26 protein-coding genes, 4 pseudogenes and 1 riboswitch are annotated in these 20,522 nt (G+C 73.4%); of the genes and pseudogenes, 17 read left to right on the top strand and 13 right to left on the bottom strand.

What is annotated here, in order from left to right; genetic code table 11:
* Positions 1-56 precede the first annotated feature (56 nt).
* The 8 genes and pseudogenes from U6N30_RS30660 to msrA all read right to left on the bottom strand — a co-directional run bounded on the left by U6N30_RS30660 (position 57) and on the right by msrA (position 5,614).
* A complete protein-coding gene (locus U6N30_RS30660) occupies positions 57-299 on the bottom strand; it encodes a methyl-accepting chemotaxis protein (RefSeq protein WP_324275248.1) in 243 nt (80 codons plus the stop codon).
* Positions 287-1,522: a methyl-accepting chemotaxis protein gene (locus U6N30_RS30655; RefSeq protein ID WP_324275247.1), complete on the bottom strand. Its 1,236-nt coding sequence runs from the start codon at positions 1,520-1,522 to the stop codon at positions 287-289. The genes U6N30_RS30660 and U6N30_RS30655 overlap by 13 nt, the downstream gene beginning before the upstream one ends.
* Positions 1,523-1,531: 9 nt before the next feature.
* Complete coding sequence (locus U6N30_RS30650; protein ID WP_324275246.1) at positions 1,532-2,323, bottom strand: class I SAM-dependent methyltransferase; 792 nt, start codon at positions 2,321-2,323, stop codon at positions 1,532-1,534.
* Positions 2,209-2,604, bottom strand: a complete 396-nt coding sequence (locus U6N30_RS30645; protein WP_324275245.1) for a hypothetical protein — start codon at positions 2,602-2,604, stop codon at positions 2,209-2,211. Before U6N30_RS30645 ends, U6N30_RS30650 begins: the two co-directional genes overlap by 115 nt.
* A 123-nt stretch (positions 2,605-2,727) precedes the next feature.
* On the bottom strand, positions 2,728-3,513 hold the full coding sequence (locus U6N30_RS30640) for a class I SAM-dependent methyltransferase (protein WP_324275244.1): 786 nt from the start codon (positions 3,511-3,513) through the stop codon (positions 2,728-2,730).
* Positions 3,414-3,851 carry a hypothetical protein gene (locus tag U6N30_RS30635; RefSeq protein WP_324275243.1) on the bottom strand — a complete coding sequence of 146 codons (438 nt, stop codon included), beginning with the start codon at positions 3,849-3,851 and terminating at the stop codon, positions 3,414-3,416. Before U6N30_RS30635 ends, U6N30_RS30640 begins: the two co-directional genes overlap by 100 nt.
* Positions 3,848-4,750 (bottom strand): haloalkane dehalogenase, encoded by a 903-nt coding sequence (locus U6N30_RS30630; protein ID WP_324275242.1) that lies wholly within the window; start codon positions 4,748-4,750, stop codon positions 3,848-3,850. The genes U6N30_RS30635 and U6N30_RS30630 overlap by 4 nt, the downstream gene beginning before the upstream one ends.
* A 103-nt stretch (positions 4,751-4,853) precedes the next feature.
* Positions 4,854-5,614, bottom strand: a pseudogene (msrA, locus tag U6N30_RS30625) (peptide-methionine (S)-S-oxide reductase MsrA).
* A 111-nt stretch (positions 5,615-5,725) separates the two neighbouring features.
* On the opposite strand from msrA, the gene U6N30_RS35895 reads away from it, so the two are divergent.
* The 7 genes from U6N30_RS35895 to U6N30_RS30600 all read left to right on the top strand — a co-directional run bounded on the left by U6N30_RS35895 (position 5,726) and on the right by U6N30_RS30600 (position 8,357).
* A complete protein-coding gene (locus U6N30_RS35895) occupies positions 5,726-6,103 on the top strand; it encodes a hypothetical protein (RefSeq protein ID WP_479690566.1) in 378 nt (125 codons plus the stop codon).
* On the top strand, positions 6,091-6,507 hold the full coding sequence (locus U6N30_RS35890; protein WP_479690631.1) for a zinc-binding dehydrogenase: 417 nt from the start codon (positions 6,091-6,093) through the stop codon (positions 6,505-6,507). The genes U6N30_RS35895 and U6N30_RS35890 overlap by 13 nt, the downstream gene beginning before the upstream one ends.
* Positions 6,498-6,716 carry a hypothetical protein gene (locus U6N30_RS35885; RefSeq protein ID WP_479690565.1) on the top strand — a complete coding sequence of 73 codons (219 nt, stop codon included), beginning with the start codon at positions 6,498-6,500 and terminating at the stop codon, positions 6,714-6,716. The genes U6N30_RS35890 and U6N30_RS35885 overlap by 10 nt, the downstream gene beginning before the upstream one ends.
* Positions 6,717-6,756: 40 nt before the next feature.
* Entirely contained in the window at positions 6,757-6,957 is a 201-nt protein-coding gene (locus tag U6N30_RS30615) for a hypothetical protein (protein ID WP_324275241.1), read from the top strand.
* A gap of 375 nt (positions 6,958-7,332) precedes the next feature.
* Positions 7,333-7,641, top strand: a complete 309-nt coding sequence (locus U6N30_RS30610) for a hypothetical protein (protein WP_324275240.1) — start codon at positions 7,333-7,335, stop codon at positions 7,639-7,641.
* A gap of 36 nt (positions 7,642-7,677) precedes the next feature.
* Positions 7,678-8,070 (top strand): DUF1622 domain-containing protein, encoded by a 393-nt coding sequence (locus tag U6N30_RS30605; RefSeq protein ID WP_324275239.1) that lies wholly within the window; start codon positions 7,678-7,680, stop codon positions 8,068-8,070.
* Positions 8,067-8,357 carry a hypothetical protein gene (locus U6N30_RS30600; RefSeq protein ID WP_324275238.1) on the top strand — a complete coding sequence of 97 codons (291 nt, stop codon included), beginning with the start codon at positions 8,067-8,069 and terminating at the stop codon, positions 8,355-8,357. The genes U6N30_RS30605 and U6N30_RS30600 overlap by 4 nt, the downstream gene beginning before the upstream one ends.
* Before the next feature lie 4 nt (positions 8,358-8,361).
* On the opposite strand, the gene U6N30_RS30595 is transcribed toward U6N30_RS30600, so the two are convergent.
* The gene (locus U6N30_RS30595; RefSeq protein WP_324275237.1) at positions 8,362-8,649 is read right to left on the bottom strand and encodes a hypothetical protein; all 288 of its coding nucleotides are present in this window, start codon (positions 8,647-8,649) and stop codon (positions 8,362-8,364) included.
* A 94-nt stretch (positions 8,650-8,743) separates the two neighbouring features.
* Positions 8,744-9,547, bottom strand: a complete 804-nt coding sequence (locus U6N30_RS30590) for an SDR family NAD(P)-dependent oxidoreductase (RefSeq protein ID WP_324275236.1) — start codon at positions 9,545-9,547, stop codon at positions 8,744-8,746.
* A gap of 141 nt (positions 9,548-9,688) precedes the next feature.
* Here U6N30_RS30590 and U6N30_RS30585 point away from each other — a divergent pair, with 141 nt between their 5' ends.
* The 4 genes from U6N30_RS30585 to U6N30_RS30570 are packed head-to-tail and all read left to right on the top strand — an operon-like array spanning position 9,689 to position 12,631.
* Entirely contained in the window at positions 9,689-10,468 is a 780-nt protein-coding gene (locus tag U6N30_RS30585) for a molybdopterin-dependent oxidoreductase (RefSeq protein WP_324275235.1), read from the top strand.
* Between the two features lie 5 nt (positions 10,469-10,473).
* Positions 10,474-10,725, top strand: coding sequence for a hypothetical protein (locus U6N30_RS30580; RefSeq protein ID WP_324275234.1), 252 nt, complete (start codon positions 10,474-10,476; stop codon positions 10,723-10,725).
* On the top strand, positions 10,677-12,152 hold the full coding sequence (locus U6N30_RS30575) for a molybdopterin oxidoreductase family protein (RefSeq protein ID WP_324278550.1): 1,476 nt from the start codon (positions 10,677-10,679) through the stop codon (positions 12,150-12,152). Before U6N30_RS30580 ends, U6N30_RS30575 begins: the two co-directional genes overlap by 49 nt.
* The gene (locus tag U6N30_RS30570) at positions 12,149-12,631 is read left to right on the top strand and encodes a hypothetical protein (RefSeq protein WP_324275233.1); all 483 of its coding nucleotides are present in this window, start codon (positions 12,149-12,151) and stop codon (positions 12,629-12,631) included. The genes U6N30_RS30575 and U6N30_RS30570 overlap by 4 nt, the downstream gene beginning before the upstream one ends.
* A 115-nt stretch (positions 12,632-12,746) precedes the next feature.
* Here the strand turns inward: U6N30_RS30570 and U6N30_RS30565 are convergent, their stop codons facing one another.
* Positions 12,747-13,259 (bottom strand): VOC family protein, encoded by a 513-nt coding sequence (locus U6N30_RS30565; protein ID WP_324275232.1) that lies wholly within the window; start codon positions 13,257-13,259, stop codon positions 12,747-12,749.
* A gap of 125 nt (positions 13,260-13,384) precedes the next feature.
* Positions 13,385-13,488: riboswitch (TPP riboswitch) on the top strand.
* Between U6N30_RS30565 and U6N30_RS30560 the strand changes: the two are divergent.
* The 6 genes and pseudogenes from U6N30_RS30560 to U6N30_RS30535 all read left to right on the top strand — a co-directional run.
* A pseudogene (locus U6N30_RS30560) lies at positions 13,487-14,617 on the top strand (ECF transporter S component); the annotation flags it as partial. It overlaps the preceding riboswitch by 2 nt.
* A 391-nt stretch (positions 14,618-15,008) precedes the next feature.
* Positions 15,009-15,578 carry an ABC transporter ATP-binding protein gene (locus tag U6N30_RS30555; protein WP_324275231.1) on the top strand — a complete coding sequence of 190 codons (570 nt, stop codon included), beginning with the start codon at positions 15,009-15,011 and terminating at the stop codon, positions 15,576-15,578.
* A gap of 229 nt (positions 15,579-15,807) precedes the next feature.
* Positions 15,808-16,335: an energy-coupling factor transporter transmembrane component T family protein gene (locus U6N30_RS30550; RefSeq protein ID WP_324275230.1), complete on the top strand. Its 528-nt coding sequence runs from the start codon at positions 15,808-15,810 to the stop codon at positions 16,333-16,335.
* Between the two features lie 95 nt (positions 16,336-16,430).
* A pseudogene (locus U6N30_RS34955) lies at positions 16,431-16,672 on the top strand (DUF1697 domain-containing protein); the annotation flags it as partial.
* Positions 16,673-16,710: 38 nt separating this feature from the next.
* Positions 16,711-16,926: a hypothetical protein gene (locus U6N30_RS30540; RefSeq protein WP_324275228.1), complete on the top strand. Its 216-nt coding sequence runs from the start codon at positions 16,711-16,713 to the stop codon at positions 16,924-16,926.
* Positions 16,927-17,122: 196 nt separating this feature from the next.
* A complete protein-coding gene (locus tag U6N30_RS30535; RefSeq protein ID WP_324275227.1) occupies positions 17,123-17,476 on the top strand; it encodes an ATP-binding protein in 354 nt (117 codons plus the stop codon).
* A 3-nt stretch (positions 17,477-17,479) separates the two neighbouring features.
* Here the strand turns inward: U6N30_RS30535 and U6N30_RS30530 are convergent.
* Both U6N30_RS30530 and U6N30_RS30525 read right to left on the bottom strand, forming a co-directional pair.
* A pseudogene (locus tag U6N30_RS30530) lies at positions 17,480-19,152 on the bottom strand (SpoIIE family protein phosphatase).
* Positions 19,149-20,003, bottom strand: coding sequence for a PAS domain-containing protein (locus U6N30_RS30525; RefSeq protein ID WP_324275226.1), 855 nt, complete (start codon positions 20,001-20,003; stop codon positions 19,149-19,151). Before U6N30_RS30525 ends, U6N30_RS30530 begins: the two are co-directional and overlap by 4 nt.
* Positions 20,004-20,522 lie beyond the last annotated feature (519 nt).

Genomic DNA, 20,522 nt, shown 5'->3' with positions numbered 1-20,522 from the left:
CGTCGTCGCGGTCTGCTCCTCGACGGCGGCTGCGATGGTGCCCTGCGAGTCGTTGATCAGACCGATGATCGAGGAGATCTCGCCGATCGCCTGGACCGCCCCTCGGTGTCGTTCTGGATGGCCAGCACCCGCGCCGTGATGTCCTGCGTCGCCTTCGCCGTCTCCTGGGCCAGTTCCTTGACCTCGTTGGCGACGACGGCGAAGCCCTTGCCCGCCTCGCCGGCACGCGCCGCTTCGATGGTGGCGTTGAGCGCCAGCAGGTTGGTCTGCTCCGCGATGCTCGTGATCACCTTGACCACGCTGGCGATCTCCAGCGAGGACTCCCCAGCTTGGCGACGGTCGCCGTCGTGCTGTCCGCGGCGTGGACCGCCTGGGCAGCCACCCGGGCCACCTCGCTGGCGTTCTGCGCGATCTCGCGGATCGAGGCGCCCATCTGCTCGGAGCCGGCCGACACCGTCTGCACGTTGGTCGAGACCTGGCCCGCGGCAGTGGCGACGATGCCGCTCTGCACCGACGACTCGTCGGCCAGGCGGGCCATGTCCTGCGCGCTGGCCGACAGCTGCTCGGTGGCCGAAGCGAGGGTGGTGGAACTGTCGCCGATCGCCGCCATGACGCTGCGCATGGTGCTCATGGAAGCCTCGAGCGAGGCGGCCATCTGCCCGACCTCGTCCTTGCTCGTGACGTCGGTGGTACCGCACAGGTCGCCGTCGGCGAGGCCGGCCAGGACGTCACGGACCTTGTTCAGCGGGCGCACGACCGAGCGGGTGACGATCCACCCGAACAGGGCGAGCACGAGAACACCGGCGCCCGCGACGGCCAGCGCGAGGGTGACCGCGGTGCCCCGCTGATCCTCGGAGTGCGCGGCGGCCTGCTCGCCGAACGCGGCCACCGCGTCGCCCAGCTTGGGCAGCTCCTCCTCCAGAACGGCGAAGTCCGCGGCGAACTGCGGGTAGGCCGCAGCGGCAGCAGCGGGAGCCGATGCGGCGGTGGTGACGATCTGCTCCGCGGAAGCGAGGTATGCCTCGACTGCGGGAGTGGCCGTCTCCACGGCCGCGTTGACCTCGGGGCTGAAGTCGTCGGCAACCGTCTCGGCGAGGATGTCGCGGAAGAACTGGTCGTGCTCGGCCAGGTCGGCGACCGCACCCTCGTACAGCTCACCCTGGCCGCCGCTCACCAGCGCCTGGAGCACGTCGCCACGGACGGCGTCGTGCATCATGTCGGCGAGCAGGACGTCCTCTGTGCCCTCGGCGCTGGCCAGGAGCTCGTCGGCGGTCTCACCGGTCCCGTTCAGCGCCTGCACCGTGATGACGGCGAAGATCCCCAGCGCCGCGGCACCCGAGGTGACCAGGGCCGCCAGCTTCACGCCGAGCGGACGATCGGACCAGAACGAGCGCGCCATCGAACTCTCCAGGGACGGTGCCATCCGGCGGAACTCCGCCGTTGCCGCGTTCTTCGGCTCGTCGCTGGAGCGACTACAGCGGAAAACCTGAAAGTTCAGGTTTTTCTCGTTCGGCGAGCTCACGGCCTGCTCTCACGCGTGCACCAGCCGGTAGAAGCGGAAGAAGTCGTGCCCCACGGGCAGCACCTCGATGCCGTCGAAGCCCGCCTCCCGCGCATAGCCGGCGAGGGTCGCCGGACGCATGACCGTGCCGGTGCCGACCGACGGCGTCGAGGAACGGCCGTCGGGCAGGCAGCAGGTGAGGCTGTAGCCGTACATCAGCCGCTCGACCTCGTCCCCGGGGGCGGTGAAGGTCTCCGCCACCCGTTCGTCCACCACGAGCACCGTGCCGCCGGGCCGCACCATCCGTCGCATCGCGGCCAGCACGGCGACCGGGTCGGGCAGGTCGTGCACGCACTCGAACGCGGCGACCAGGTCGAAGGACTGGGCGTCGGCCACGGTGCCGACGTCGGCGACGCCGAACCGCACGCGGTCGCCCACCCCTGCGGCGGCCGCGTTCCGGCGGGCCGCCTCGACCGACGGGGCGTCGACGTCGAACCCGTCGACCCGGGCAGCGGGGTAGCCGGTCGCGATCCCGATGGACGACCAGCCGAAGCCGCAGCCCACATCGGCCACCCGGCCGCCGCCCCGCAGCGCCGCGTCGACCTCGGGCATCGCGGGCAGCACCTCGGTGATCAGGGGGCCGGCGAAGAAGGGCCGGTTGGCCGCCGCCTGCGCCTCCCGCGCGTCGGGGCCCATCTCGGCCCAGCTCAGCCCTGCCCCGCTGCGGTACACCGCCGCCAGCCGTGGGACGTTCCGGGTGAACGCCATCGCCGCGTGGGCCAGTGGGGCGGCGAACGCCGGGTCGAGCTCGTCGACCAGCACCCGTCGGTGCTCCGCGGGAAGGAGTAGCGCCGCTCGTCCGGGGCGGACGTGACGTCCTCCACCGCGAGGTAGCCGGCCACCGCCTGCTGCTCGAGCCATTCGCGGGCGTACCGGGCGTCCGTGCCGGTGCGGTCGGCGAGCTCCGGCGCGCTCGCGGTGGCGTCGGCGAGCGCGCGGTACCAGCCGAGCCGGACGCCGAGGTCCACGGCGGCGGCCTCGAAGGCGCCGATCACGGCGGCGAGCAGGCGCTCGCCGAGATCACCGCCCGGGGACGGCTGCACGGGAGCGCCCCGCTGCTCCGGGGGCGCGCAGGTGACGGAACGGTCCGGACCGGGTCTGCCTGGGTCATGCCCCGTCACCGTGGCCCGGCCCCCACCGCAGGGCAAGAGAGCCCAGCGCGCTGCTCAGCGGCGGGTGGAGACCGTGACCGTGAACTTCGGCGTCTGCTCGACGACCCGGGTGGGGCCCACGACCCGCGCGAGCGCCGGCTTGTACCGCAGCGCGCTGTTGTAGACCGTCCACAGCTCGCCGCCGGGACGCAGCACGCGGCCCGCCGCCGCGAAGAGCCGGTCGGCCGCCGTGGTCACCACCGCGGCGCCGACGTGGAACGGCGGATTGCAGACGACGAGGTCGACGCTCGCGCCGGGGAAGGAGTCCGCCGCGTCGTCCCGGACGACCCGGATCCGGTCCACGACCCCGTTCGCCTCCGCCGTCGCCCGGGCCGAGGCCACCGCCGCCGCCGACTGGTCGGCGGCGAGCACCTCCAGCGACGGGCGCGCCCGCGCCAGGAGGACGGCCAGCACGGCCGTGCCGCAGCCCAGGTCCAGCGCTGTGGCGGCGTCGGGGGCCATCTGGTCCAGGGCGCCCAGCAGGGTCCTGGTGCCGACGTCGATCTTCGTCCCGGCGAACGCCGCCCCGTGCGCGCAGAGGGTCAGGCCGAGGTCGGGGTGCTCCTGACGGCGCGGGAACGACGACGCTCCGGGCTTCGGCCCGCGCGCCACCAGCACCCGCGACTTCTGGCGGGCCAGCGTGGCCGAGACGTCGGCGAAGGAGTCGCCCAGCACGTCGTTCATCGTGCGGGTCATGTGCTTCACGCGGCCGCCGACGAGCACGGTGACGTCGGGTGCGGCCACGGCCGCCACCGACTCGGCGATCTCGCGCAGCGCGTCCAGCGACTTGGGCGCCTGCACCAGCACCACCCGCGCGCCCGCCGCGACCTCGGCCAGGGGAGGGAACGGTAGGTGCCGGTCAGGCCGGTGCGCTCGGCGTTGCGGGCCAGCGCCCGCTCGCCGACCAGCAGGTCCTGGGACACCCGGACGTCGGAGACGCCGTGCAGAGCCACCGCGCCGAGGGTGAGCGCGCCGTAAGCGTCGTCCACGACGGCCACCTCGCCGGGCCCGCAGAGCGCCAGGGAGGCGGCCGCCTCGTCCAGCAGCAGCCGGTCGGTCGCGTCGACGGCGACCAGCTCCGGCGCCTCGACGTCGGGGGCGCGCCGGAGCCGGCCGAAGAGCTCGTCGGGGGCCGTCACCGCGGGGTGGCGGTGACCAGGTCGGCGACGACGCGGGCCAGCTCGGGACCGACGTCCTCCTGGAGGAAATGCCCGCCCCCGGCCAGCGTGGTGTGGGGCATGCTCTGCGCGCCGGGAACCAGCTTCTGGAACACCCTGTCGCCACCGCCGGTGATGGGGTCGCCGTCGGAGAACGCGGTCAGGAAGGGCTTGTCCCAGCGAGTCAGGACCTCCCAGGCCGCACGGTTGGCCGCCGCGGCCGGGTCGTCGGGCGACGTGGGGACCAGCGCCGGGAAGACCCGGGCGCCGGCCGTGTACGAGTCGTCGGGGAAGGGCGCGTCGTAGGCGGCGACGACGTCGTCCGGCAGCCGGGTGAGCGTTCCGTTCTGCACGATCCGGCCGATGTGGAGCTGCGGGCTCTGCTGGGAGAACGTCTGCCAGGCGAGGAACGCCTCGCTCATCTCCTGGTCACCGGTGGGCAGGCCGGTGTTGGCGACGACGACACGGGCGAACCGGTCGGGGTGCTCGGCGAGCAGTCGCAGCCCGATCAGACCACCCCAGTCCTGGCCGACGAGGGTCGCGTCGCGGAGGTCGAGCCGGTCGAACAGCGTCTCGCGCATCCACCCGACATGGCCGGCGTAGCTGTAGTCCTCGCGCCCGGCCGGCTTGTCGGACCGGCCGAAGCCCACGAGGTCGGGGGCGACGACGCGCAGGCCCGCGTCGACGAGCACCGGGATCATCCGGCGGTACAGGAACGACCAGGACGGCTCGCCGTGCAGCAGCAGGACCGTCTCGCCGTCCCGCGGCCCCTCGTCGACGTAGGCGACCCGCAGGCCGCCGTCGATCTCGACGTACCGGGGGTCGTAGGGGAAGTCCGGCAGGTCGGCGAAGCGGTCGTCGGGCGTCCGGAGGATCTCCATGCTTCCGCACTCCTCGTGTGCTCCAGGCATAGGTACCTATACATGCGGATTCGGGGTCAGAACGTACGTATAGGTACCTATGCCTCGGTGAGGCGGGGCGGTTCTAGACGCCGGGCAGACCCACCGGGCAGGAGACGCCGGTCGAGTGCACTGGGCAGTAGCCGTTGGGCACCTTGTAGAGGTACTGCTGGTGGTAGTCCTCGGCGTAGAAGAAGTCGCCCAGCGGAGCGATCTCGGTGGTGATCTCGCCGTAGCCGGCGGCCTTCAGTCGCTCCTGGTAGGCCTCGCGGGTGGCGACCGCGGCCTTCTCCTGCTCGGGGACTGCGTGTAGATCGCCGAGCGGTACTGCGTGCCGATGTCGTTGCCCTGCCGCATGCCCTGGGTCGGGTCGTGGTCCTCCCAGAACACCTTGAGCAGCTGCTCGTAGGAGATGACCGACGGGTCGTAGGCGACGAGGACCACCTCCGTGTGCCCGGTGCGTGCCGAGCAGACCTCCTCGTAGGTGGGGTTCGGCGTGTGACCACCGGCGTAGCCCGCGGCGGTGGAGTAGATGCCGGGGGTCTCCCAGAAGACCTTCTCCACGCCCCAGAAGCAGCCGGCGCCGAACACGGCGGTCTGCACGCCCTCGGGGAAGGGCGGCTGGATGCGGTTGCCGTTGACGGCGTGCACCTCGGGCACGTGCGGGAGGGGTCGGGGCGGCCGGGCAGCGCGTCCTCGGCCGAGACCGCCTGCGTCTTCATCCGGGAGAACAACATGCTCCGAGCGTAGGCCCGCCCTGCAACCGGACCGCGCCCGACCGACCACCCGTGGAGCGCCCTGACCTGGGCGCTGTCCGCCGGCCGAACCAGGCGAACTCGTGGTCATCGGGGACTGATCGCCACGAGTTCGCCTGCTTCGCGCCTTCAGTCGAGTGGGCTGCGACGGCGGCTCGCAGGTGGGGAGGCAGGATCGGGCGATGCCCGTGACGACGCGTGAATGGCAGCTGGCGGCCCGGCCGCACGGCGAGCCGACCCCGAGGACTTCCGGCTCGTGGAACTGGAGCACCCCGACCCGGCCGAGGGGCAGATCGTCGTCCGGATGCTGGCGATGTCGGTGGACCCGTACATGCGCGGCCGGATGAACGCCGGGAAGTCCTACGCCGCCGCCTGGGAGGTCGGCGAGACGATGAAGGGCGGCGCCGTCGGCCGGGTGGTCGACTCGCGCTCCCCGCCGTCCCCGAGGGCGCGCTGGTGCTGGCCGACGCCGCCTGGCGCGACGTCGCCGTCCTCGACGCCCAGCGCGTGCGGGTGCTCCCGGAGCTCCCGGGAATCCCGCCCAGCTACCACCTGGGCGTGCTCGGCATGCCGGGGCTGACGGCCTGGGCCGGGCTCTTCCGGCTCGCGGACTTCCGGGCGGGCGACACGGTCTTCGTGTCCGGCGCGGCAGGGGCGGTGGGCAGCCTGGTGGGGCAGTTCGCCCGGCTCCGCGGCGCCTCCGCGGTCGTCGGGAGCGCCGGCACGCCGGACAAGGTGCGCTGGCTGACCGAGGAGGTCGGCTTCACCGCGGCGTTCGACTACCACGACGGCCCGGTCGCGAAGCAGCTGCGGGCCGCGGCTCCCGATGGGATCGACGTCTTCTTCGACAACGTGGGCGGAGAGCACCTCGAGGCCGCCATCGGCGCCATGAAGGAGTTCGGGCGGGCCGCCCTGTGCGGCGCGATCTCGGGCTACAACGCCGTCGAGCCGCAGCCCGGCCCCGGAACATGTTCATGCTCGTGACCAAGAAGCTCAGCCTGCGCGGCTTCATCGTCGGCGACCACGCGGATCTGCACGAGGAGTTCATGGCCACGGTGCCGCAGCTGGTGACGTCCGGCGAGCTCGTGGTCCGCGAGACGGTCCGCGAGGGCCTCGACGACGCCGTCCCCGCGTTCCTCGACCTCCTGCGCGGCGGCAACACCGGGAAGATGGTCGTGCGGCTGGCCCACTGACGCGGGGTTCCCGGGGGCGTGATGCGGGCAGAGTCCGATCATGTGGCTCTTCTTCACCCGCCGGCTGCGCATGTGGCTGATCTTGACCGTCGTCGTCCCACTCACCACCGGCCTGCTGCGCCGCGTCGGCCGGGCGCTGGAGCGACGCCGCGGCCCGTCGGCGGTGAGCAACGCGCTGCTCAAGGCCGGCGACCTCGGTGACCGCGCACGATCGACCCTCCGCGGCGGACGACGGCGGTGACCGAACCGCGCCTGGAGGTTCGACCCGCCGAGGGGCGACCAGCGCCGTCGCCCTGTTCTGCCACGGCGGCACCATCGCCAGCCTCGAGCCGCCGAAGGAACGCGCGCTCTCCCTGGCCCGGATGCGTGCCGTCGAGCAGTTCGTGTCCGCGTCGGCGGCCGCCCGGGGGCTCACGACCTGCCTGCTCAGGTACCGGGTCGCGGGCTGGAACGGCATCGCGGCCGACGCGCACGCCGACGTCCGGTGGGCCCTGGACCGGATCCGCGCCGAGCACGGTGACGTGCCCATCGTGCTCGTGGGCCACTCCATGGGCGGCCGAGCCGCGCTCCGGTCCGGCGGCGACCCGCAGGTCCGCGCGGTCTGCGCGCTCGCCCCGTGGACGCCCCCGGGGAGCCGGTTGCCCACCTCCGCGACGCGACGGTGGCGATCCTGCACGGGCGGGGTGACCGCTGGGTCCCGGCCGCGCTGTCGGCGGAGTTCGCCCACCGGGCACGGGCGGCCGGCGCGCGCGTCGCCCGGTTCACCGTCGCCGGTGGCCACAGCATGCTCCGGCGCGCACCCGTCTGGCACACGTTCGCGCGGGACGTCGTCCTCGCCGGGGCCGGCCTCGCGCCGATGCGGTCCGATCTCGGCGCGGCCCTCGACCGCCCCGCCCCCGAGGGGCTGGCCGTCCCGCTGTCCTGAGTGTGCGGCTGCGCGGCCCCGGGGTAGGGCGCCCCGGTGGAGGAGCTGCTCGCCGAGGTCGTCAACGTCCTGGTCGTCGTCGTCGAGGCCTGCGGTGCCGCGGTCATCATCGTCGGGGCCGTGTGGGCCTTCGCCCGCTTCGTCTGGGTCGGGGTCCGGCACCGCACGACGGCCGCCTTCGTCCCCGTCCGGCTCACCCTCGGCCGGTTCCTGGCGCTGGGCCTGGAGTTCCAGCTGGCCAGCGACGTGCTGCGGACCGCGGTCGCACCCAGCTGGGAGGAGCTGGGCCAGCTCGCCGCCGTGGCCGCGATCCGGACGGCGCTGAACTACTTCCTGTCGAAGGAGATCGCCGAGGAGCGCCGGCAGATCGCCGACGAGCAGGACCAGGTCGACGTCACCTCGCACGACCGGCACGGGGGCACCGTGTGAGCGTCCTCGCCGAGGTCACCCGGGTGGCGGCGCTGGGCGCCGGTGCCGCCGCCCTGGTGGCCGGGGCCCTGGCCCTGGCGGTGACCCGCCGCCCGCTGCCGGCGCTGGCAGTCCTGCTGGACATGCTCCTGGCCGCGGGGCTGCTCCGCCTGCTCGGTGAGCCGGACTGGCCGGCGATCCTCACCGCGGCGACGCTCGTGGCGCTCCGCCGACTGCTCTCCGCGGCTCTGCGGTCCGGCGTCCGGGCCCGGACGGCCGCCGCCGTTCAGGAGAAGAGCGCGCTGTAGCCGTTCAACGCCGGCTGCCCGCCGAGATGGGCGCAGAGCACGGTCGAGGACCGATCGATCTCCCCGCGGCCGACCAGGTCGATGGTCGCGGCCATCGACCTCCCCTCGTGGACGGGTCGGTGACCATGCCCTCGGTGCGGGCGGCCAGCTCCATCGCCGCGATGGTCGCCTGGTCGGCGATGCCGTAGCGGCCGGCGTGGTACCGCTCGTCGAGCGCCACGTCGTCGGGGGTCAGCTCGCGCCGCACCCGATCGGCTGCGCGGTCCGCTGCCGCCTGTGTGGAACCGGTCACCGAGCAGACCACGACGGCGTCGGAGGTTGCCGGCCGGCCGCGTCCGACAGGTCCCGGCCCGTCACTCCCCATGCCCCCATCGCGCCGGAGCGGCTCAGCCCTCCGCGGAACCGGGCCGGGTCATCGGCTTGTGCGACTTGCCGGCGATCGCATCGGGCAGGACGGCGGAGAGCTTGCCCATGAGCTTGCTCGACACCGAGCCGGCGAAGACCGACGCCTCGCCCTTCATCAGGCCCTCGTAGCCCTGCCGCGCCACGAGGGCGGGGTCGTCCTTGTTCTCCATCGCGCCGAGCTTCGTGTCGGTGAGATCGCCGCGGTCGAAGAACTCGGTGTCGGTCGGGCCGGGCAGCAGCGCCGTCACCGTCACCCCCGTGTCGGTGAGCTCCTCCCGCAGGCCGAGGGCGAAGAACTGCACGAAGGCCTTGGACGCCGCGTAGACGGTCTGGAAGGGCTCCGGTGCCTGCGACGCGACCGAGGAGGTGAAGAGGATCCGGCCCTCGCCGCGGGCGACCATGTCCTTGACGATGCCCTTGGCCAGGTGGACGGTCGACCGGCAGTTCAGATCGACGATCTCGAGCTCGCGGTCGAGCTCGGTGTCCACGAAGGCGCCCCCGACGCCGACCCCGGCGTTCAGCGCAGCGGCGTCGAGGGGCCGGCCCGCACCGCGCACCGCGGCGGCCAGCCGGTCGACGTCCTCGGGCTTGGTCAGGTCGACGCTCACCGGGGCCACGGTCGCGCCCATCCCGCGGAGCTCCTCGACGGCGTCGTCGAGCTCGACGTCCTCGGCCGCGACGATCAGGTCGAAGCCGTTCTCGGCGAACTGCTTGGCCAGCTCGCGGCCGATGCCGCTGGAGGCGCCGGTGACGAGGGCGAGCGGGCGGGCGACAGGCAGGGCCACGGAGTCTCCTCGGGGGTTCGGTCGGTGTCCTGTCCTTGCCCCGCCGGGCACGTCCTGATGCGTGTCCGGTGAACCTGCGGATAGGGAGCGATGAGGCCAGACTGGCGATCAGTTGCAGGACGGCAACAGTTGGGAGACGTCATGGGCAAGGTCGATCGGATCGCCGAACCGTGGGGCAGCCGCACCCCGTACGGACCGGGCGAGACCTGGCCGACCCGGGTGGACTCCTACCTGGCCGACGGACTCACCGAGGACGACGTCGACCGCTGGGCCCAGTCCGCGACGATCCTGCACTCCAACGGCGACGCCCTGGACATCGCGGTGAAGGACGACCGCATCGTCGGGGTCCGCGGCCGCGAGGTCGACCGGGTCAACCACGGCCGGCTCGGACCGAAAGACCTCTTCGGCTGGCAGGCCAACCACTCCCCCGACCGGCTGACGAAGCCACTGATCCGGCGCAAGGGCAAGCTCGTCGAGACCGACTGGGACACCGCGATGGACGCCGTGGCGGGCCGGGCCAAGGAGTTGCTCGAGGAGCAGGGGCCCAGCGCGATCAGCTTCTACACGACCGGGCAGCTGTTCCTCGAGGAGTACTACACCCTCGGTCTGATCGCCCACGGCGGCATCGGCACCAACCACGTCGACGGCAACACCCGGCTGTGCACCGCGACCGCGGCGGCGGCGCTCAAGGAGACGTTCAGCTGCGACGGTCAGCCCGGCTCCTACACCGACATCGACCACGCCGACGTCATCGCGCTCTACGGGCACAACATGGCCGAGACGCAGACGGTGCTCTGGACGCGCGTGCTCGACCGGCTGGCCGGTCCCAACCCGCCGAAGGTGATCTGCGTCGACCCGCGGAGACCCCGGTCGCCCGCGCGGCCACCGTGCACCTCGCCCCGCGGCCGGGCACGAACGTGATGCTGATGAACGCGCTGCTGCACGAGATCATCGAGAACGGCTGGATCGACCGGGAGTACATCGAGGCGCACACCGTCGGCTTCGCCGAGCTCGAGAAGCAGATGACCGGCTACACCCCGAGGTGGCCGCGGAGGTCTGCGACGTCCCGGCGGAGCAGATCCGGGAGGCGGCGCGCATCCTCGGCCAGGCGGAACGGCTGCTGTCGACGGTGCTGCAGGGCTTCTACCAGGCGCACCAGGCCTCGGCCGCCGCCGTGAGCGTCAACAACATCAACGTCATCCGCGGCATGCTCGGCAAGCCGGGCTGCGGGATCCTGCAGATGAACGGGCAGCCGACGGCGCAGAACACGCGGGAAGCGGGGGCCGACGGCGACCTCCCGGCCTTCCGCAACTGGGAGAACGACGAGCACATCGCCGACCTCGCGCGGGTCTGGAACATCGACCCGATGCAGATCCCGCACTACTCGCCGCCGACGCACATCATGCAGCAGCTGCGCTACGTCGAAGAGGGCTCGATCCGCTTCATGTACGTCACCGCGACCAACCCGGCGGTCTCGCTGCCCGAGCTCGCGCGGATCCGTGCGTTGCTCGCCCAGGACCGGTTGTTCCTCGTCGTCCAGGACATCTTCCTGACCGAGACCGCCCAACTGGCCGACGTCGTCCTGCCCGCGGCCACCTGGGGCGAGAAGACCGGCACCTTCACCAACGTCGACCGCACCGTGCACCTCTCGGAGAAGGCGGTGGAGCCGCCGGGTGAGGCGAGGTCGGACCTGGACATCCTCCTCGACTTCGCGCACCGGATGGGGCTGGAGGACAAGGACGGCGCCCCGCTGGTGAAGTGGACCGACGCCGAGGGCGCCTTCGAGGGCTGGAAGGAGTGCAGCCGCGGCCGGCCGTGCGACTACACCGGCCTGTCCTACGACAAGTTGCGCGGTGGCAGCGGCATCCAGTGGCCGTGCAACGACGAGCACCCCGACGGCACCGAACGCATCTACGCGGACGGGCAGTTCTGGGCGCAGCCGGACTACTGCGAGAGCTACGGCCGGGACATGATCACCGGCGCCCCGGTCGAGGAGACCGAGTACAAGGCGCTCAACCCGATGGGCAAGGCGGTGCTCAAGGCGGCCGAGTACATCGGCCCGCACGAGCTGCCGAGCCAGGACTTCCCGTTCCAGCTGATGACCGGACGCACGCTGTACCACTTCCACACCCGCACGAAGACCGGGCGGGCACCGCAGCTGAACGCCGCCGCACCGGAGGTCTGGGTGGAGATGGCGGCCGGCGACGCCGCCGACCGCGGGTTCGTCGAGGGCGACCTGCTCAGGATCACGACACCGCGCGGCCGGGTGGAGGCCCGGCTCCGGGTCAGCGGCATCCGCCCGGGAGCGCTCTTCCTGCCGTTCCACTACGGCTACTGGGACACCGAGAACGGCTCCCGGCCGAAGAAGAAGCACGACGGCCGGGCGGCCAACGAGCTCACCCCGACCGACTGGGACCCGGTGTCGAAGCAACCGATCTTCAAGACCGCGGCGGCGGCGGTGGAGCGGATCTCCAAGGCGAAGGGCCAGGTCTCCGCCGCCCCGACGACGACGGGCTCCGCCCCGGTGACCGGTTCGGTGCCGCCCACGACGGGTGGCGCCGCCGCCCTGGCCGAGGAACTGGTGACGACGGGAGATCGGCGATGAAGCTCGACATGGCCATCGAGGAACTGCACCGCTCGGAGAACCACCTGGTCACCGTGCTGACGTCCATGTCGGACAAGCACAAGGCCGACCACGAGGTCTTCTACGTCACCCGCGACATGGCGAAGTGGTCGCGGGAGCACGTGGCCGACCTCGCCCGGATCGGGCGGGACTTCGGCCTGGACCTGAATCCCGAGGCGTCGGAGGAGCCCGGTGTGCTCTCCGCCGTGAAGCAGCGCGCCTCGGTCCTCACCGGACGGCGGTCGACGCCGGGGCTGCTGCTCCTGGCCGACCTGCGGCACCTGTACCGGGAGGCGGCGGGCACCTCGGTGGACTGGGAACTGCTCGCGCAAGGTGCCCAGGGCGCCAAGGAGCAGGAACTGCTCGACATCGCCGAGCGCTGCCACCCTGAGTCGCTGCGGATCACCCGCTGGGCGAACGCCTACCTCAAGGTCACGTCGCCGCAGGTGCTCGCCAGCTGACCCGACCTCGCCGTCCTCCTGTTGATCAGGTTCCCTGATCGTTTGCGGTCCTCCCTCACCGTCGACCGTGCGGGAGGACCCGGAACGATCAGGGAACCTGATCATTGTCGCGGGGTCAGGCCGGCACGGAGACCCCCACCCCGCCGCGGGTGTGCGCGCCGTAGCGCTCGATCTCGCGCTCGAGGTCCAGCGGAGCGGTCATGGCCGACCCGTCGGTGACCTCCGGGGTGATCAGGTCGGCCGGAAGCAGCCAGGAGACCTCGAACTCGATGCCGTCGGGGTCCTGGGCGTAGAGCGCCTTCGTGGTGGCGTGGTCGGAGGCGCCGACCAGTGCGCCGGCCCGCAGGAGCGCGTCGCGGATCCGCGCGAGCTCGGCGAGCGTGTCCACCTCCCAGGCCAGGTGGTAGAGGCCGACCGTGCGGCGGCCGGCCTCGGAGGCGCCCGCGCCGGCGCCGATCTGGAACAGGCCGAGGTCGTGGTCGTTGGTCGAGCCCTCGGCCTGGAGGAAGACCGCTGCCCCGGGGATCTCGGTCTTCGCCCGGAAGCCGAGCACGTCGCGGTAGAAGGCGTGGCTGCGCTCGACGTCGCGGACGTAGAGGACGGCGTGGTTGAGGCGCTGGACGGGCATGGCGGATCTCCTCGGGAGGGGTGGCGCAGTCACTGTCCTCCAACGTGCATGAACGTTCAAGTATTTCCTCGACCCCTCTCGCCCCCGTCCTCAGGATCGGGTCTAGGGTCGACTGCACAACCGAACACACGCAGCAGGGGAGCGCCACGGCGCTGAGAGTGCGGGCAACCGCAGACCCTCGAACCTGATCCGGGTCATGCCGGCGCAGGGAGTCTGGAGGAAAAGTCATGGCCGATCAGGCCGTCCGTCCGTCGTCCGCCGATGCCGGGTACGACAAGCCCGTCCGCTGGCGCACCGTCGACATCGTCGTCACCGCCGTCCTCGGCGTCGCCTTCGGTGTCGTCTTCTGGGGCTGGAACCTCGTCGCCGAGGTGGCCTCCACCCCGCTCGACTTCTTCCCACCGATCAAGGGCCTGCTCAACGGGGTCTTCCTGATGCCCGGCGTGGTCGCCGGGCTGATGGTGCGCCGCCCGGGCGCATCGATCTTCGCCTCGACCCTCGCCGCCGCGGTCAGCCTCCTGCTCGGCTCGCCGTACGGCGGGATCATCGTGGTCTACGGCCTGGTGCAGGGCGCCGGCGCCGAGCTGGGCTTCCTGCTCACCCGCTACCGCAGCTTCGGCTGGGGACGGCGATCCTCGCCGCGGTCACCGCCGGCCTGTCGACGTCGATCCTCGACCTCAGCCTGTACTACCCGGTGTCGGGCGAGTACCCGTTCTGGGCGTTCACCCTCCCGTACACCCTGGCCACAGTGCTCTCCAGCGTGCTGCTGGCCGGCGTCCTGGGACTGCAGCTGGTCCGCGCGATGGCCCGGACCGGGGCACTGGGCTCCTTCGCCTCGGGCCGCACCCGCGCCTGAGCGCCCGGTGACCACCACGTCGGGGTCCCGGTCGAGCCATCCGCCCATCCCGGCCGCGGCCGGCCCCGTGCGCCTCGTCGCGCGGGGTCTGGGCGTCCGCCACCCGTCGCGGCGGGCCTGGGCGCTGACCGGTGTCGACCTCGTCGTCGAGCCCGGGGAACGGATCCTGCTCACCGGCGCCTCCGGTGCGGGGAAGTCGACGCTGCTGGCGGCGCTCGCCGGCATCCTCGACGCCGAGGGCACGGAGGTGGCCGGTGAGCTGACGGTGGACGGCGCCCCGCCGCGGGCCGCGAGGGGGCGGCTGGGCCTGCTGGCCCAGGACCCCGACAGCCAACTCGTCATGACCCGGGCCGGCGACGACGTCGCCTTCGGGCTCGAGAACGCCGGCCTCCCGCCGGAGGAGATCTGGCCCCGCGTCGACGCGGCCCTGCACGCGGTCGGCTTCCCCTACGGCCGCGACCGGCCCACCCAGGCCCTCTCCGGCGGGGAGAAGCAGCGGCTGGTGCTGGCCGGCGCCCTGGCCCGCCGGCCCGGACTGCTGCTGCTGGACGAGCCGACCGCCCAGCTCGACCCCGACGGCGCGGCCCTGGTCCGGTCGGCGGTCGCCCGCGCGACCGCCGACCGCGCCGCCACCGTCGTCGTCGTCGACCACGACGCGTTGCCGTGGCTCACCCTGGTGGACCGGGTGGTCGAGGTCGTCCCGGGCGGACTCGTGGAGCACCCGGCCGGCTGGCGTCCGGTTCCCCGCACGGCCGGTCTGCGCCTACCCCTCCGGCCGCGCCGGACGGCTCGCCCCTGCTGTCCGCGCGGGCGGTCGGCTTCACCTACCGGGGCAGCCCCTCCCGGCCCTCCCGCCGACGACGACGGCGCTCCGGGCGGGCCGGGCGCTGGCGGTGACCGGCCCCAACGGAGCGGGCAAGTCCACGCTCGCGCTGCTGCTGGCCGGCCTCCGGGCGCCGACCACCGGCCGGCTGACGGCGTCGACCGAGCTGACCGGCGCCGTGCGCAGCACCTCCGACGAGCCGCACCGATGGCGCGCGGGTGAGCTGGTGAGCCGGATCGGCACGGTGTTCCAGCACCCCGAGCAGCAGTTCCTCACCGGGCGGCTCCACGACGAGCTGGCGCTGGGCCCGCTCCGCTCCGGCGGGCAGGCCGCCGCGGCCCGCGCCACCGCCGAGGAGCTGCTCGAGCGGCTGGGCCTCACCGCGTTCGCCGACGCCAACCCGTACACCCTCTCCGGTGGCCAGCAGCGCCGGCTCTCGGTGGCCACCGCGCTGGCCACCGCGCCGCGGGTGCTGGTGCTCGACGAGCCGACGTTCGGCCAGGACGCCGCCACCTGGCGGGAGCTCGTGACGCTGCTCGCCGAGCAGCGGGCGGCCGGCTGCGCGGTCGCCGTCGTGACGCACGACGTGGACCTGGTGGCCGTCCTCGCCGACGACCGGCTGGCCCTGGGGCCGGCATGACCGCGTCCCTGTCGCTGGGGCCGGTGCCGGACGCGCGGCTGGGCCGGATCAACCCGGTCGCCCAGCTCAGCGCGATGGTCGTCGTCACGCTCGTGCTGCTCACCAGCCTGGACGTCGTCACGCCGGCGGTCGTGGTGGCCGCCGAGCTGTGCCTGCTGCCCGCCGCCGGGCTCACCGACCCCGGGACCTGTGGCGGCGCACTTGGCCGCTCGTCATCGGCGCCACGTCCGTGGGCCTGGTCAACGTGCTGCTCTCGAACGAGGCGACCCTCGTCACCGGGGTGGGGCTCGGGCTGCGCGTCGTCGGGCTCGCGCTTCCCGGCGTCCTCCTCGTGGCCTCCACCGATCCGGTCCGGCTGGCCGACGCACTCACGATCCACTGGCGCGTGTCCACCCGCTTCGCCTTCGGTGCCCTCGCTGCTCTCCGGCTGGCCCCGCTGCTGGTCGCGGAGTTCGAGTCGGTCCGGCTCGCGCGGCGGACCCGCGGGGTCGAGGCGGGACGCAATCCCGTCGCCCAGGCCCGCCTGCTCGGGGGCATCGCCTTCACGCTCCTCGTCGGAGCGGTCCGCCGCGGTTCCCGCCTGGCGACGGCGATGGACGCCCGCGGCTTCGACTCGGGGGTTCCACGGACCAATGCACGGGGATCACGCCTGCATCCCCGCGACGCCGGGTTCGTCACCGGTGCGGTGGTGGTCTGCGCTCTCGCGGTCACCCTGAGCGTGCTCACCGGGGCCTGGTCGCCGATCTTCGTCGGCTGACCTGCCATGGGCGCTACGGTGCGCCCGTGAGCCGCTCCACCCGCTACGTGGCGCTGCTGCGCGCCATCAACCTGGGCCGAGCACGGCAGGTCGGCATGCCGCGGCTACGTGAGCTGCTCACGTCCCGGGGTACACCGGCGTCCGCACCCACCTGCGCAGCGGCAACGTCGTCCTCGACAGTGCCCTGCCGGAGCCGGAGCTGGCGGCGGACCTGGCGGAGGTGATCGAGACGGAGTTCGGGTTCGCTGTCCCGGTCGTCGTCCGCACCGGGGCGGAACTGGCGGCCGTCGTGGCCGGCGACCCCTTCGCGACGGTCGCGACGGATCCGGCCCGCTACCTGGTCACGTTCCTGGCCGAGAGGCCCGCCCCGATCGCGTGGACGCGCTGCCGCCGGCCGAGGGTGGCGGCGACTACCTCGTGCGGGGACGGGAGCTCTACCTCTGGCTGCCCGACGGCATCCAGGAGACCCCGCTCGCCTCCTGGCGGTGGGACGTCCTCGTGGGCGTGCCCGGCACCGCGAGGAACTGGCGGACCGTCAGCGCCCTCGCGGGCATGGCCGCCGAGCACGACGCCCCCACCCCCAAGAGGTGACAGATGTCGCAAAAGGTTTGGCGGGACCGGCGACCGTGCATACGCAGTCGTTGGCCTCGACCACCAGGGCCGCACGAACGCAAGGGGACCAGCGCGTGACAGGGCAGGCGGCCGGGCCGGTCTGGCCGTCGGCATCCCCGCCCCCGCGGACGCGGCGCTGTCCTGGGACCTCGACGAGATCGCCGAACTGCCGCGCGTGCGGGCCCAGTTGCGCCGGCACACCCTGGTGCACCCGATGGTCCGCCCCTCCGCGGACCCGGACACCGCGGCGGACCTCCGTGACCAGCTCGTCCTGGCGCTCGACGAGATGGCGTCCAACGCCCTGCGCCACGGCGGCGGCGGCGTGCGGGCCGCAGTGCGGCTGACCCCCGATGCCTACCTGATCGAGGTCTCCGACGGCGCGGCCGAGGCGCCGCCGTCCCCGGCCGTGGGGCGCGACCCCAGCGAGGGCGGGCTCGGCCTCTACCTGATCGCCGAGATGTCCACCGCGCACGGCTGGTACGTCAGCGACGGCGCCAAGTACGTGTGGGCGCTGCTGCCCCGCGCCTGACCGTCAGCCGGCCGACCCCGGCCGCGGCCGGATCAGGTCGGGCGCCCGTCGGGGCCCCGCTTCCTCGGGCCGGGGGCGGTCCTCGCGGTGCAGCCGGATGGCCACCAGCGCCACGTCGTCCTGCAGCCCCTCGGGGCGCAGCCGCTCGATGACCTCGTCGCACAGCACGGCCAGCGGGCGGTCGGCCAGCTCGACCAACGCCGACCGCAGCCGGGCCATGCCCTCGTCGAGCGGGAGGTCCCGGCCCTCGACGAGCCCGTCGGTGTAGAGCAGCAGGGTGGCACCACGCCGGACGGTCACCACCGCATCGGTGCGGACGGCCGTCGGGTCGACACCGAGCATCAACTGCGCCCGCCGCTGGGACAGGTCCTCGATCCGGCCGTCCTCGTGCAGCAGCAGCGGCGGGGGTGCCCGGCGTTGGACCAGCGCAGCCGGGTGAGCCCGGCAGCGTGCTCCTCGGGTGTCTGCGCCACACGGGCGATGGCCGCGGTGGCCATCGTCCCCATCCCGAGGCCCTGGATTGCAGCGTCCAGCTCGCTCAGGACGGCGGCCGGCCCCGGCCCGTCCCGGTAGGCGATGCCGCGCAGCATCCCGCGGAGCTGGCCCATCGCGGCCGCCGCCTCCGTGTCGTGCCCGACGACGTCGCCGATGACCAGGACGGTGGCACCGGACGGCTGCAGGAACGCGTCGTACCAGTCCCCGCCGACCTCGGCGGCCTGCACCGCCGGCAGGTACCGCACCACGATCTCGGCGTGGTCGGGCTGCGGCGGCGCGGTGAGGAGACTGCGCTGGAGTCCCTCGGCGAGGCGGCGTTGCTGCTGGTACAGCCGGGCATTGTCGAGAGCCAGCGCCACCCGCTCGGCGACGTCCCGGGCGGTCGCGACGTCGTCGTCGTCGGCCTGCTCGCGGTCGGCCGAGCGGTAGATGCTCAACGCGCCCAGCGTCCGGCCCCGGGCGGCCATCGGCAGCGTGACCGCCGACCGCGGCGCCAGCCGGGAGAACGTGTCCCGCACCTCACCGGCCGGCAGCGTCCGGCCGACCGCCTCCTCCACGTCCGGCACCCGCACCAGCTGCCCGGAGGCCAGCGCGCGCATGATCGGCGCGCTCGGTGACAGGGCGGCCAGCCGCAGGTCGGCGTACCGGATGACGACCGGGCGCAGGTCCGGGTCGACGTGCCAGCTGCCCACGTCGCGCATGCGGCCGTCCTCGTCGACGAGGCTGACGATGGCCCAGTCGCCGAGGACCGGGACCACCGCCCGGGCGAGGCGCGCCAGTGCGGCCTGCTCGCCGTCCCTGCCGGTGAGCGTCGCCGACATCGCCGCGGTGACGTCCGCGACCAACGACAGCCGGGCTGCGCTCAGCCGGGCCCGGTCCTCGGCACGCCGGCGTTCGGTGACGTCGAGGAAGTAGACCGACAGACCGTCCGGCCCCGGCCAGGCCCGTACCTCGTACCAGGCCTGGAACGGCGGGTAGAAGGACTCGAAGATCCTTTCCTCGCGGGTCTCCGCTGCTGCCCGGTAGCTCTCCCCGAAGGCACTGTCCTCTGTACCCGGGAAGGCGTCCCAGAGCGACCGGCCGAGCAGCTCGTCGCGCGACCGGTCCAGGACCCGTTCGGCCTCCGCGTTCACGTAGGAGAAGCGCCACTCGCGGTCGACGGCGAAGAAGGCCGCGTTCATCGCCTCGAGGACCCGAGACACACGAGCGTCCCCGTGCCGCTGGCTGGTGGTGTCATAGCCCGCGCCGAGCAGCCGCACGGCCACTCCGTGGTCATCGGCGAGCGCTCGCCCCGGGCCTGGACCCAGCGCGTCTCCCCTGACGGCAGGATGACCCGGAACTCGGCCTGGTACTGCCCGACCGTCTCGATGGCCGACTGGAGCGCATCCATCGTCCGGCCGACGTCGTCGGGATGGCAGCGGGCCCGGAACGAGTCGATCGACTCCTCGAACGTCGCCCGGTCGTAGCCGAAGATCTCCACCAGGCGGTCGTCCCAGACCAGCCGACCGGTGACCAGGTCCCAGTCGAAGCTGCCGATCTCGGCGGCGTCGATGGCCAGTTCGAACCGCAGCCGGTGCGCCTCGAACTCCCGGCCGAGGGCGGAGAGCTCGAGCTCGGAGGCGACCGAGTCGGCCAACTGACGCAGGAGCGCGGTCTCGCTCGGGGTCCAGGTCCGGGGCAGGCGGCTGAACACGGTCAGCGCGCCCACCGGTGAACCGTCGAAGACCACCAGCGGCACTCCGACGAGCGCCCCGACCCGGCCGTCGGCCAACGCCGGCAGCCCACCGAGGGTGGGTTCGCGCCGGGTGTCGGGCACCACCAACGGGTCCGGGCCGAGCTCCAGCACGGTCGCGCCGAGGGACTCGACCAGGGGGACCTGGCGGCCCAGAGCGCCCGCGGGCAGGCCCTCCCCGCTCATCACCGTCTCGACGTCGCCGACCAGGGTCACGGTCGCCGCGTCGGCGTCCAGCAGGCGGGCGGCCAGGCCGGTCAGACGCTGGAGGGCCCGGGAGCCCAGGGCCGTGGGCTCCAACCGCCGTACCGCGGCGGACCGCGCCCCTGGGAGCCTGGGTCCGGCTCGGGGGCGCTCACGTCAGGTTCCTTCCACACAGGCCGGCCGGGCACACACGGACCCGGTGTCCGTCCCGGCGTCGGGTGCCAGCATCCCGGGCGGTGGATCGCCGGTCGGCGGCGGGGGTCGGAAGTCCTGGCCGGGGCGGGCGCCTCCGGGGGCTTCCGGGAGGCACCCGCCCGTCGGCGGGGGCGGCGGACCGTGGTGCGTCCACCGGCGCGAGGTCACGGGCCAGGCGACGTCGTCCAGCATCGCGCACCGGGAGCTGCCGGGCCGCGGATCGATCCTCGCGAGCCGTCCGCTCCAGGCCTGGGTCCAGGCGCTCCTGGCCCAGTTCCGTTCCGGTCAGAGACCCGCGGGCGAGAGCCCGTCGGGTACCGGGGGAGCTGGGGAAGTCGTCTCGGCGACGGAACCGGGGAGCCGGCCGGCGACGCCGCACACGTCTGCGCCTCCCTGGAGGGTCCGCGCGCTGCTCGGAGG

Source organism: Blastococcus brunescens, assembly GCF_035320885.1.
Taxonomy (GTDB): Bacteria; Actinomycetota; Actinomycetes; order Mycobacteriales; family Geodermatophilaceae; genus Blastococcus_B; species Blastococcus_B brunescens.
This window is presented reverse-complemented; position numbering and strand designations above follow the sequence as displayed.

Coding starts and splice junctions, on each gene's coding strand:
- U6N30_RS30580 (WP_324275234.1), top strand. CDS start 10,474: ATGAACGCGCTGCTGCACGAGATCATCGAGAACGGCTGGATCGACCGG.
- U6N30_RS35885 (WP_479690565.1), top strand. CDS start 6,498: ATGCTCGTGACCAAGAAGCTCAGCCTGCGCGGCTTCATCGTCGGCGAC.
- U6N30_RS30570 (WP_324275233.1), top strand. CDS start 12,149: ATGAAGCTCGACATGGCCATCGAGGAACTGCACCGCTCGGAGAACCAC.
- U6N30_RS35890 (WP_479690631.1), top strand. CDS start 6,091: ATGCCGGGGCTGACGGCCTGGGCCGGGCTCTTCCGGCTCGCGGACTTC.
- U6N30_RS35895 (WP_479690566.1), top strand. CDS start 5,726: ATGGCAGCTGGCGGCCCGGCCGCACGGCGAGCCGACCCCGAGGACTTC.
- U6N30_RS30630 (WP_324275242.1), bottom strand. CDS start 4,750: ATGGAGATCCTCCGGACGCCCGACGACCGCTTCGCCGACCTGCCGGAC.
- U6N30_RS30615 (WP_324275241.1), top strand. CDS start 6,757: ATGTGGCTCTTCTTCACCCGCCGGCTGCGCATGTGGCTGATCTTGACC.
- U6N30_RS30565 (WP_324275232.1), bottom strand. CDS start 13,259: ATGCCCGTCCAGCGCCTCAACCACGCCGTCCTCTACGTCCGCGACGTC.
- U6N30_RS30585 (WP_324275235.1), top strand. CDS start 9,689: ATGGGCAAGGTCGATCGGATCGCCGAACCGTGGGGCAGCCGCACCCCG.